General features: G+C 31.8%; 15 protein-coding genes. 4 read left to right on the forward strand and 11 right to left on the reverse strand.

Annotated features, from left to right (window positions below):
• A partial coding sequence (locus tag WBG30_RS14975) for an EamA family transporter (protein WP_424505458.1) occupies positions 1-328 on the forward strand: 328 nt, incomplete at its 5' end.
• 98 nt (positions 329-426) lie between these two features.
• Here the strand turns inward: WBG30_RS14975 and rplQ are convergent.
• The 11 genes from rplQ to WBG30_RS15030 all read right to left on the reverse strand — a co-directional run bounded on the left by rplQ (position 427) and on the right by WBG30_RS15030 (position 6,434).
• Entirely contained in the window at positions 427-777 is a 351-nt protein-coding gene (gene rplQ, locus WBG30_RS14980; protein ID WP_028854827.1) for a 50S ribosomal protein L17, read from the reverse strand.
• Between the two features lie 29 nt (positions 778-806).
• Positions 807-1,787: a DNA-directed RNA polymerase subunit alpha gene (locus WBG30_RS14985; RefSeq protein WP_424505459.1), complete on the reverse strand. Its 981-nt coding sequence runs from the start codon at positions 1,785-1,787 to the stop codon at positions 807-809.
• 40 nt (positions 1,788-1,827) lie between these two features.
• Positions 1,828-2,415, reverse strand: a complete 588-nt coding sequence (gene rpsD / locus WBG30_RS14990) for a 30S ribosomal protein S4 (RefSeq protein ID WP_424505460.1) — start codon at positions 2,413-2,415, stop codon at positions 1,828-1,830.
• An 81-nt stretch (positions 2,416-2,496) separates the two neighbouring features.
• Positions 2,497-2,889, reverse strand: a complete 393-nt coding sequence (rpsK, locus tag WBG30_RS14995) for a 30S ribosomal protein S11 (RefSeq protein ID WP_424505461.1) — start codon at positions 2,887-2,889, stop codon at positions 2,497-2,499.
• A gap of 52 nt (positions 2,890-2,941) precedes the next feature.
• Entirely contained in the window at positions 2,942-3,301 is a 360-nt protein-coding gene (gene rpsM / locus WBG30_RS15000; RefSeq protein WP_424505462.1) for a 30S ribosomal protein S13, read from the reverse strand.
• A 164-nt stretch (positions 3,302-3,465) separates the two neighbouring features.
• The gene (gene rpmJ / locus WBG30_RS15005; protein ID WP_028854822.1) at positions 3,466-3,582 is read right to left on the reverse strand and encodes a 50S ribosomal protein L36; all 117 of its coding nucleotides are present in this window, start codon (positions 3,580-3,582) and stop codon (positions 3,466-3,468) included.
• A gap of 24 nt (positions 3,583-3,606) precedes the next feature.
• Entirely contained in the window at positions 3,607-3,825 is a 219-nt protein-coding gene (infA, locus tag WBG30_RS15010) for a translation initiation factor IF-1 (protein WP_028854821.1), read from the reverse strand.
• 195 nt (positions 3,826-4,020) lie between these two features.
• Entirely contained in the window at positions 4,021-4,791 is a 771-nt protein-coding gene (gene map / locus WBG30_RS15015; RefSeq protein ID WP_424505463.1) for a type I methionyl aminopeptidase, read from the reverse strand.
• Positions 4,792-4,988: 197 nt separating this feature from the next.
• Entirely contained in the window at positions 4,989-5,630 is a 642-nt protein-coding gene (locus tag WBG30_RS15020) for an adenylate kinase (RefSeq protein ID WP_424505464.1), read from the reverse strand.
• Between the two features lie 135 nt (positions 5,631-5,765).
• A complete protein-coding gene (locus tag WBG30_RS15025; protein WP_424505465.1) occupies positions 5,766-6,008 on the reverse strand; it encodes a (2Fe-2S)-binding protein in 243 nt (80 codons plus the stop codon).
• Positions 6,009-6,032: 24 nt separating this feature from the next.
• Positions 6,033-6,434, reverse strand: a complete 402-nt coding sequence (locus WBG30_RS15030; protein WP_424505466.1) for a hypothetical protein — start codon at positions 6,432-6,434, stop codon at positions 6,033-6,035.
• Between the two features lie 161 nt (positions 6,435-6,595).
• Here WBG30_RS15030 and WBG30_RS15035 point away from each other — a divergent pair, with 161 nt between their 5' ends.
• The 3 genes from WBG30_RS15035 to gshAB all read left to right on the forward strand — a co-directional run bounded on the left by WBG30_RS15035 (position 6,596) and on the right by gshAB (position 10,970).
• The gene (locus WBG30_RS15035; RefSeq protein ID WP_424505467.1) at positions 6,596-6,889 is read left to right on the forward strand and encodes an ArsR/SmtB family transcription factor; all 294 of its coding nucleotides are present in this window, start codon (positions 6,596-6,598) and stop codon (positions 6,887-6,889) included.
• Between the two features lie 228 nt (positions 6,890-7,117).
• Positions 7,118-8,464, forward strand: coding sequence for an MATE family efflux transporter (locus WBG30_RS15040; protein WP_424505468.1), 1,347 nt, complete (start codon positions 7,118-7,120; stop codon positions 8,462-8,464).
• 178 nt (positions 8,465-8,642) lie between these two features.
• A complete protein-coding gene (gene gshAB / locus WBG30_RS15045) occupies positions 8,643-10,970 on the forward strand; it encodes a bifunctional glutamate--cysteine ligase GshA/glutathione synthetase GshB (protein ID WP_424505470.1) in 2,328 nt (775 codons plus the stop codon).
• Positions 10,971-10,995: the final 25 nt, after the last annotated feature.

Below are 10,995 nucleotides of genomic sequence, written 5' to 3' on the forward strand. Positions count from 1 at the left end.
CCAAATGTTATGGGGAGGACTTATCCTTCTAGGAATTGGGAGAGTTTTCGAAGGAAAAATTCAATTGAAACAACCAATTAATTTTTATATAGCTTTAGTTTGGTTGGCATTAGTATCAGCTATTGCATTTTCTATCTGGTTTTTCTTAATTCAGGTAGATGACGTAAAAGTATCAGAATTAAATATGTTTAAGTTTTTTATTCCTGTTTCTGGAGCAATTATTAGTTGGAGTATTTTACCTAATGAATCTCCTAATCTTATTTCATTTATCGGGATGGGATGTGTCTTTGGAGCACTCATAGTAAATCATAAGTTTTCAAAAAAATAAGAAAGGAGAAGCAATAAGCTTCTTCTTTCTTATTTTTTAACTTTTTTATAAATAAAAAGTAGCTAGATCACATAGTGATCTAGCTACTTATAATTGAATTATACTAATTCGATTATTGCCATTGGTGAAGAGTCTCCTCTTCTGATACCAGTTTTCATAATTCTAGTATATCCACCTTTTCTTTCAGTATATTTAGGAGCTACTTCAGCAAATAACTTTGCCACAGTATCTTTGTCTCTTAAGAATGCAAGTGCTCTTCTTCTTGATGCTAAATCTCCTTTTTTACCTAAAGTAACCATTCTTTCTGCGAACTTTCTTAATTCTTTCGCTCTAGTTACAGTTGTTTCTATTCTTTCTTCATTTATTAAAGAGATAGTTAAGTTCATTAACATAGCTTTTCTATGGTCCGATCTTCTACCTAACTTTCTATATGATTTATTATGATTCATTTTTAAGCTAGCCTCCTTTGCTTATAAGATTAATTAGAGGTATTGTTACCCTGTAAGTCAAAACCTAATTCTCTCATTTTATCTAAAATTTCATCTAATGATTTTCTTCCTAAGTTCTTGATCTTTAACAATTCAGTTAATCCCATCTCAGAAAGTTGCCCAACATCTTCAATTCCAGCTTTTTTAAGACAATTGAATGATCTAACAGTAAGATCTAACTCCTCAATTTTAGTTCCCGCTACATTGTTTTCAACAACAGCTGTTGCAGGTTCATCATTTAATTCTTCTTCATCTTGATCTCTCAAGCTATCCATTCTATCCCCAATCTCTAGGAATGGGTTAAAGTGGAAACTTAATAGCTCTACTGCATATGAAATTGCATCTCTGATTTCAACACTTCCATCAGTTGCAACATTTAAAGTTAATTTATCAAAATCAGTTTGTCTTCCTACCATAGTATCTTCTACAGAGTAAGAAACTTTTTTGATTGGAGTATATATTGCATCAACTGCTATATACTCAACAGACCAATCTGAATTATCAATTTCATCTGCGACTACAAAACCTTCTCCAGTATCCACAATAAATTCCATATCTACTTGTCTGCCAGTAGTAACTGTACAGATAACATGATCAGGATTTATTACTTCTAAACCAGCATCAGGAATGATGTCTGCAGCTGTAACAACTCTTGGTCCCTCTATTGATAATGTCATTTTTTTCTCACCAGGTTCATCCGCTTTAACGATAATTTCCTTAACATTAAGGACAATATCAGTTACAGCTTCTTTAACGCCTTCCATAGTAGAAAATTCATTTAAAACACCGTCAATTCTTACACCTTTAATAGCTGTTCCTGGAATAGATGATAATAATACTCTTCTAAGTGCATTACCAATCGTATTTCCATACCCTCTATATAAAGGTTCCACTACATAACTTCCACTAAATTCACTAGTTTTTTCTTCTGTAATGTTTATATTTCTTGCTAATTTTTCGATCTTTAACATTGAATCACTCCTACATAAAATTTTGTGCTCTCAAAACTTATTATCTTGAGTAGAATTCTACGATTAATGCTTCATTAAGTTCGAAGTCCATATCGTCTTTTGTAGGGTTTTGTAAGATTTTTCCAGCAAAGTTTGCTTTATCTAATTCAATCCATGAAGGAGCATTAGCTTCCTCAATTGCAGATTTGATAAGTTCAACATTTTTTGAATTTTCTATAACTGCTACAACATCTCCAGCTTTAACTCTGTATGATGCGATATTTACTTTTCTTCCGTTTACAGAAACATGTCCATGAGATACAATTTGTCTAGCTTGTCTTCTAGTTGAAACAAACCCCATTCTGTATACTACATTTTCTAATCTTCTCTCTAAATATTGAATTAAGTTAAGACCAGTTACTCCATCTTTTCTTGAAGCTTCTTCATATAATTTTTTGAATTGCTTTTCCATTACAGCATATACGAATTTCGCTTTTTGCTTTTCTCTTAATTGAATAGCATATTCAGTTGGTTTTTGATTTGCATTGGGTCTAGGACCTCTGTTTGATTTTTTATTTATACCTAAAACTATTGGATCCAATCCAAGAGCTCTACATCTCTTTAATACAGGCTGTCTATTAATTGCCATTGACCTATATCCTCCTTTTTTTTCTTATTTAACTCCGATAATCAGAATTTTTTTTATCTACAATAATTTTGAATAAGTGAACTACACTCTTCTCTTTTTAGGTGGTCTACATCCATTATGTGGAACTGGTGTAGCATCAACAATTTTTGATACTTCTAATCCAGCTGCTTGTAATGATCTGATAGTAGCTTCACGGCCTGAACCAGGTCCCTTCACTCTTACTTCTACCTTTTTCATTCCATGTTCCATAGCTGCTTTAGCTACTTCTTCCGCTGCTATTTGAGCTGCGAATGGAGTTCCTTTTTTAGTATTCTTGAATCCTGAAGTTCCTCCAGATTTCCAAGCTACAACTCTTCCTTCAGTATCTGTGATAGCGATGATAGTGTTGTTAAAAGTTGAATGTATATGAGCTATTCCCAAAGGAATATTCTTTATTTTCTTCTTAGTCTTAACTGCGCCTCTTTTCTTAGCCAAGTTAACTCCTCCTTACTTAAATTTTTCTATATAATTAGATTTATTATTATTATTATTTCTTATTAACTGCTTTCTTTGGTCCTTTAACAGTTCTTGCATTAGTTTTAGACTTTTGTCCTCTTACAGGTAAGTTTGCTCTATGTCTAGAACCTCTGTAACATCTGATGTCTAATAGTCTCTTAATGTCCATTCTGATGTCTTTTCTTAAGTCACCTTCAACTTTAATTCCGTCAACTATAGCTCTGATTTTGTTTAATTCTTCTTCAGTCATATCTTTAACTCTAACGTCAAAGCTTACTCCAGCTTCAGTTAAAACTTTCTGTGAAGTTGTTTGTCCGATTCCAAAGACATAAGTTAATGCGATTACGATTCTCTTATTTCTAGGGATATCTACTCCTGCTACTCTTGCCACGTATTTTCCTCCTCGTTTACTTTATATATCGCTTGGTATAATAACCAGCTAAACACTTTCCTCGACATGCCTTTTGATTACTTCGAATTTTCACCCAAAAGTACCGCCTCTACAGGTCAACATATCTTTACAGTACGCATTTTTCAAATGTGTGTTGCTTTCAATTACCCTTGAACTTGCTTGTGCTTAGGATTAGATTTACAGATTACTCTGATCTTTCCATGTCTTTTGATGACTTTACACTTATCGCAAATAGGCTTTACTGATGCTCTTACTTTCATTTGAAACCTCCTCTCACAAAAAAATTATTTTTTTCTGTAAACAATTCTTCCTCTTGATAAATCATAAGGTGAAACTTGAACTAATACCTTATCTCCAGGCAAGATTCTAATGTAATGCATTCTCATCTTTCCTGATATGTGACCTAAAATCACATGTCCATTCTCTAATTCTACTTTAAACATAGCATTAGGTAACGTTTCAAGTATTACTCCTTCTAATTCTATTACGTCTTGTTTCGCCATACTTCCTCCTCGAAACTTATTGTTAATACCGAATTATTATATCATAAGTCACACAAGAAGTCTACTTTTTATTTTTGTTTTCCCCTATTTTTTTTAGTTTCCAACAAAGATAAAAATGTTGTTATACAGATCTGTCATTATATTGTTCAAAAACTCTATTTTACTAGGTTAGATCTAATATTTATAATCAAAATTTTATTTTTCATATCTACTTAAAACTAGTGGTTTTCCACCTACAATAGCTACTGAATGTTCAAAATGTGCACTTCTTTTCCCATCCTTAGTTACCGCTGTCCAACCATCACCTAAAATGCCAACCTTATAAGAACCAGAATTCACCATAGGTTCTATGGCAATCACCATTCCTTCTACTAATTTTATCCCTCTACCTTTTCTTCCAAAGTTCATTACCATAGGATCTTCATGCATAGCATGCCCTACTCCATGACCACAGAAATCTCTTACTACTGTAAATTTGTTTTTCTTCACATAACTTTCTATAGCATGACCAAGATCTCCTAATCTGTTTCCAGCATAACACTCCTGGATCCCTACTTCTAAAGCTTCTTTTGTTACTTCTAATAACTTCTTAGACTCTTCATCTATCTCTCCAACAGGAAAAGTTATTGCAGAATCTCCAAAGTAACCATCTAGGTTAGTTACAGTATCAACACTGATTATATCTCCCTCTTGTAAGATTCTATCCCCAGGAATTCCGTGGACAACCTCTTCGTTTACAGATAAGCATGACCCCGCTGGATAAGCATTAGATGGCCCTCCTACTCCTATAGTTGCAGGAATTGCACCTTGGCTTATAATATAATCTTCTATTATTTTATTCAACTCATTTGTTGATACTCCTGGAACTATCTTACTAGGTAATATCTCATTGTATAATCTAGCGATTATCTGATTTGAAGCCTTTATCTTTTCTATCTCGTCTCTAGTCTTAATTGTTATTGACATTTTTCCTCCTTACTCTTCCTGACCTCTTTTCCTAAGCTTCTCGATTGACGAGTATGAAATTTTCTTTTGGTTATAAGAAAATTACGATGTCAAAAAGAAACAAAACAAAATATCCTCGCCTCTCTCCTAAATTAGGAGAGAAAAAAAAGTGAGGTCTTAATAAAAAAGGTGAGCCAGCTCACCTTTTTTAGATAACTTTACCCTAATATTTTAAATATATCTTCTTTAACTTCTAAAACATCCTTTGTTCCATCTACTTCTGCCATTATTCCTCTAGTAGTATAAAAATCAAATAATGGTGCAGTTTGAGCATGATATGAAGCTAATCTATTTACAACAGTTTCAGCCGTATCATCTTTTCTTATGATTAATGCTTCTCCACAATAGTCACAGATATCTGTAGATTTTGGTGGATTAAATTCAACATGGAAAGATGCACCACATTTAGGACACACTCTTCTTCCAGTAATTCTGTCTACAATCAAATCATCAGCTACATTTAAAGATATTACTCTATCAAGAGATATTTTCATATTATCCATTAGTTTTTCCAAAGCCTCTGCTTGAGGTATTGTTCTAGGGAATCCATCCAATATAAATCCTTCTACACAATCTTTTTCTGCTAGTCTATCTCTTATTATTCCAATAATAGTTGAATCAGGTACTAATTTCCCTTCATCCATAAATTTCTTTGCTTCTAATCCCATCTTTGTTCCAGCTTTTATAGCTGCTCTCAAAATATCTCCTGTTGAAATCTGAGGTATATCATACTTCTCTATTAGAAATTTTGCTTGTGTCCCTTTTCCGGCACCTGGTGCTCCAAATAACATGATATTCATTGAATAATCACTCCTTAAATTTATTATATTTTACAGGGCATTATACTATATATTCGTTATTTTTAACACCCCTTTATTTCCCTTCTTCTAACTTTTAATACCACTTCATTTTAATCTGTTATTAATTGACTTTACTTAACTATACTTTTTTATTAGTTCCATTATATCGTCTCCACAACAGATCCTTTTTGGATTTTTTTCCTTACAATTTGAATTTTTCATCGCTCCAGTTATTGCCATTACTTCTTTCAAAGTTTTAGCTCCTCCAAATATAGCACCAATAATATCTCCTTTAGTTACCTTGTCACAATAGCAGATATATTCATACATTTTTTTCTCTGTAGGAGTTTTTATTTTTTTCTCTTCTTTTAATTCCATTCCAGAATTATCTGTTACATCTCCTCAACAACTAGCTGTGGATTCTTTTTTTCTACCTCTTCTTAAAGTTTCTAATAATTCTTTTACCTTTATCTCTATTAGTTCTATACATTTTTCTTTATCAGTTACATCCTCTAATCCAAAATTTACAACTTTATCTGCCATATATATCGGGCAGTCTATATTACAACCCATTTTTACCAAAACATCTAATTTAGAAGGTAATTTATCCATATCTTTAGGAAAATAACCATCCATAGAGTAGCCTCTGCTTTCCATTATTTTTTTACCGACTTCGTTTAACTTTTCTGCCGGTTTTGTCCCTGCTGAAAAGATCTCAAAAGTTCCATCATTAAATTCATTTCCAAATTTTTCACCTATAATTGATTTGAAGGAATTTCCATTACATACAAATGCTATTTTCATCTTACTACACTCCTTTTATAAAAATAATAATATATTATACATCTATTTAACACACAATAAAATCTAAAATTTTATTTAATAAATATTACTTGCTTTTATAATTAAAATAACTTAATATATAAGCAAATAATTATTTAGTTAAATACTTAAGGAGGTAACTCATGAATAACATTGATTTTCAAGCTCGAATATTCAAAGCTTTAGGTCACCCGTTAAGATTAAAGATCTTAAAAAAATTAGTTAATGGAGAACTATGTGTATGTAAATTAGTGGATAACACTGAATTTACCCAGGCAAATCTATCTCAACACCTAAAAATTCTCAGTAATGCAGGTCTAATTGCTAAAAGAAAAGAGGGAAACTACTCCCATTATCGTATATCAGATGAGAAAACTCTTGATCTTTTAAGGAACTGTGAAGATCTTGCCACTAACTATATCAAAAAACTATTATAGAAACCCTCTCTCGCCCGTCGGCATTCTCTCTTTACTCCTCCCTCTTACGGTTTCTCTAAAAATAGAGAAACCAATGTAAATGCTACGAAGCAATTTCGATAGTTTCCTCTGATTCGAGAGTTCACATTCTAAATCAAGTTTTAATTACACTTAATTTTAGATAGTCGTGAAAAACCGACAACAAGAAAGGAGTTAAGATAGGCGAGAGAGAGTACAAGGAGAACATTAATGAAAAAAAAATATGATTTAACCGAGGGAAATATTCTCTATAAATTAACCCTCCTTTCCCTACCTATCATGGGGATGTCTTTGATTCAAATGGCATATAATATGATAGATATGATTTGGATTGGACGACTAGGAAATGGTGCTGTAGCTGCCGTTGGTACTGCTGGATTTTTTCTGAAATTTGGATTTGCAATAACAGCTCTCTTTTTTATAGGTACAGGGATCAGAACATCCCAGTCTGTAGGAGAAAAAAATTATAAAAAAGCAAATTCCTACGCTGAAACCTCTATTATTAATACGGTAGTCCTCATTACTATTTTTATAGTTGGAATTTTTATTTTTAGATCTCAACTTATAGGATTTTTCAAACTAAATAACCCAGAAATTGAAAAGATGGCCTTAGATTATATGACAATTACAGCCTTTGGAATTTTTTTTTCCGCATTGTCGCTTGTTTTTACTCGGATATTTAATGGACACGGGGATAGTAAAACTCCATTTTTAATAACAAGTATCGGGCTTATCTTAAATATAATTTTAGATCCTATATTAATCTTTGGATTATTTGGATTTCCAAAATTAGAAGTCGTAGGAGCTGCTATAGCAACTGTTATAGCACAAACAATCGTTTCAATTATTTTATTTATCTATTTAAGAAAAATTTATAAGGTATTTACCGGTGGATTTACCTATGACATAAAAAAAACTAAAGATATTATTAAAATCGGTGCTCCTGTTGCTGCTCAAAGGGTTCTTTTTACAGGATTCTCTGTATTTATCGCAAGAATTATAGCCAATTGGGGGGCAGACGCCATAGCTGTTCAAAGAGTAGGGGTACAGATAGAATCTATCTCATGGATTACAGCAGGTGGATTTCAAGGAGCACTCGCTGCCTTTGTAGGACAAAACTATGGAGCTAAAAAATACGATAGGATAAAAAAAGGATATCTCAATGCTATTGGAATTATCTCTGTGTTAGGAATCTTTGTAAGTTTCATCCTGATAACCTTTCCAGAAGCTATATTCAGAATATTTTTACAAGATGATTATATAGTTAATTTAGGTGCTAACTACTTACGAATATTAGGTGTATCACAACTATTCATGGTCCTTGAAATGACCACTGTAGGGGGATTCCAAGGAATTGGAAAAACACTGCCTCCATCTATTGTGAGTGTCATCCTTACGGGTGCTCGTATACCTATGGCTCTCCTACTCTCTGCCACAGCATTGGGGTTAAATGGAATTTGGTGGAGTATTACAATCAGTAGTATATTCAAAGGTATAGTACTCCCAATTTGGTTTACAATCCATCTTAAAAAATTAAAAATCTTAACCGACGAATAAACACTAATATTCACAAATTTTTAAGTAAGAAAACCTTTGACACAGATACCATAGATTAAATCAATTTAAAATTAAGGTCAAAAGATACAACTCAGAGATTTTATTCGCGTAATTCGTGGTAAAGAAAAGGTTCTAAATTTAATCATTCATTAGGCCAAAAGCCATCAGGGGGTATTATATGCAAAACTTAATAAACACCATAAACGATAAAAAATTAAATAGATTTTTAACTAAATGTAATTTTGGAATAGAAAAAGAAAATGTTAGGGTAGATTTTAATGGTCATCTTGCTATGACAAAACATCCTAACATCTTTGGAAATAAGTTGAAAAATCCATACATTACCACTGACTTTTCTGAGAGTCAAGTAGAGATAATTACTCCCACTATGGACACAATCGAGGAAACTTATAATTTTTTAGATAGTTTACATGATATTGTGAGTCTCGAACTAAAAAACGAATATCTTTGGCCTCAAAGTACTCCTCCATCACTTCCAGACGAAAAAGATATCCCTGTTTCTCAATTTGAAGAAACATGCGAAGGGAATCGTGCTGAAAAATATAGAGATTACCTCTCTCAGAAATATGGTAAACAAAAACAACTTTTATCAGGAATTCACTATAACTTCTCATTTAAAGATGAATTTTTAAATTTATTATATAATGAGTCTGAGAACTCAGATTTCAAATTATTCAAAGATGATATTTACCTAAAGATCTCTAGAAATTTCTTTAAATATAGATGGATCCTTATATATTTATTTGGAGCTAATCCAAGTATCCATGGTACATATAGTAGAAAATGTGTAGATATGTTAGATGAAGTAGCCCCTGATTCATTTTCTTATACCTCGGGAAATTCTTTTAGAAATGGAATGTGTGGATATAAAAATAAAGAAGTGTTTAATATCTCATATGATTCTAGAAAAAAATATGTAGAAGATATCAAAAAATTGATCTCACAAGAAAAATTGATCAGTGAAAAGGAATATTATAGTCCTATCAGATTAAAGGCTAAGGATAACACAAACTTATTGAAATCCATTGAAGAGGACGGAATTGAATATTTAGAAGTTAGATTATTAGACCTTAACCCCATGATAAAAACAGGAATTTCTATAGATCAATTATACTTTGTACACCTATTTTTATTATTTTGTTTATTTATAGATGAGGACAGTCTTACAGAAAAAGATATGCTTCAAGGAAATAAAAACCATGATCTTGTTGCCCACTATGGTAGAAAAACAAATTTAGAATTATTTGATGGAGATAAATTTAAATTTTTAAAAGAACTAGGATTAGACATTGTTTTAAAAATTGAAAAAATTGTGGAAATGCTAAAAATTTCTAATTCAAATTATACTAATACTCTCAGAGAGGCTTTGGAATCATTTCACAACAGTGATCTTCTTATCTCAAGTCAAATCGAAAATGGAATAAGGAAAGAAGGTTTTATAGATTTCAATCTAAATTTAGCTAAAAAATATCATGAAAAAAGTAAAATCGATAACTTCTCCCTAAGAGGATATGAAGACTTGGAACTTTCGACCCAAATTTTACTCAAAGATGCTATTAAAAGAGGTATCAAATTTAATATCTTAGATCGAAAAGAAAATTTTATCTCCTTGACTAAGGATGGAAAAACAGAATACATAGTTCAAGCTACTAAAACTTCTTTAGATTCTTACAGTACAGTATTGATCATGGAAAATAAATTGGTCACTAAAAAAATCCTAGAAAAGAATCATATAAAAGTTCCTAAAGGAGGATATTATACTAACTCACAGGATGCTATAGATGATTTGTACAAATATCAGGGGACAAAAACAGTAGTCAAACCTAACTCCACTAATTTTGGATTAGGAATCACAATCCTTCCCAAGGAGTTTACTGCACTAGATTATGAAAATGCTCTAAAATTTGCCTTTGGTGAAGACAGTTCTATCCTAATAGAGGAATTTATAGAGGGTAAAGAATATAGAATTTTTGTATTAGATAATAAAGTCGTAGGAATACTACATAGAGTCCCTGCAAATGTTGTAGGAAATGGGAAAAGTTCTATCAGAATATTGGTCGAAGAAAAAAATAAAGATGTGTTACGAGGAACAGGTTACAAAAAACCTCTACAGAAAATAAGTCTAGGAGAAGCTGAGGAGACATTTTTAGCAAGCCAAAATTTAAATTTTGATTATATACCGAAAAAAGATGAAACTATATATCTCAGAGAAAATTCCAATATAAGCACTGGAGGAGACAGTATAGACTTCACCGATGATATTATGGATGAATATAAACAGATTGCCATAGAATCCGCCAAGGCAGCAAATGCTACTATCTGTGGCGTGGATATGATGATTAAAGACATCAAAGAACTTCCAAATGACAATAATCATGGGATAATCGAGATTAATTTTAATCCTGCTATCCATATTCACTGTTACCCATATAAGGGTAAAAATAGAAAATTAGGAGAAAAAATTCTAGATAGTTTAGGATTTTAAAAAAATGGTTTGAGAAATATATTTC

Source organism: Psychrilyobacter sp., assembly GCF_049671765.1.
In the GTDB taxonomy this organism is placed as follows: Bacteria; Fusobacteriota; Fusobacteriia; order Fusobacteriales; family Fusobacteriaceae; genus Psychrilyobacter.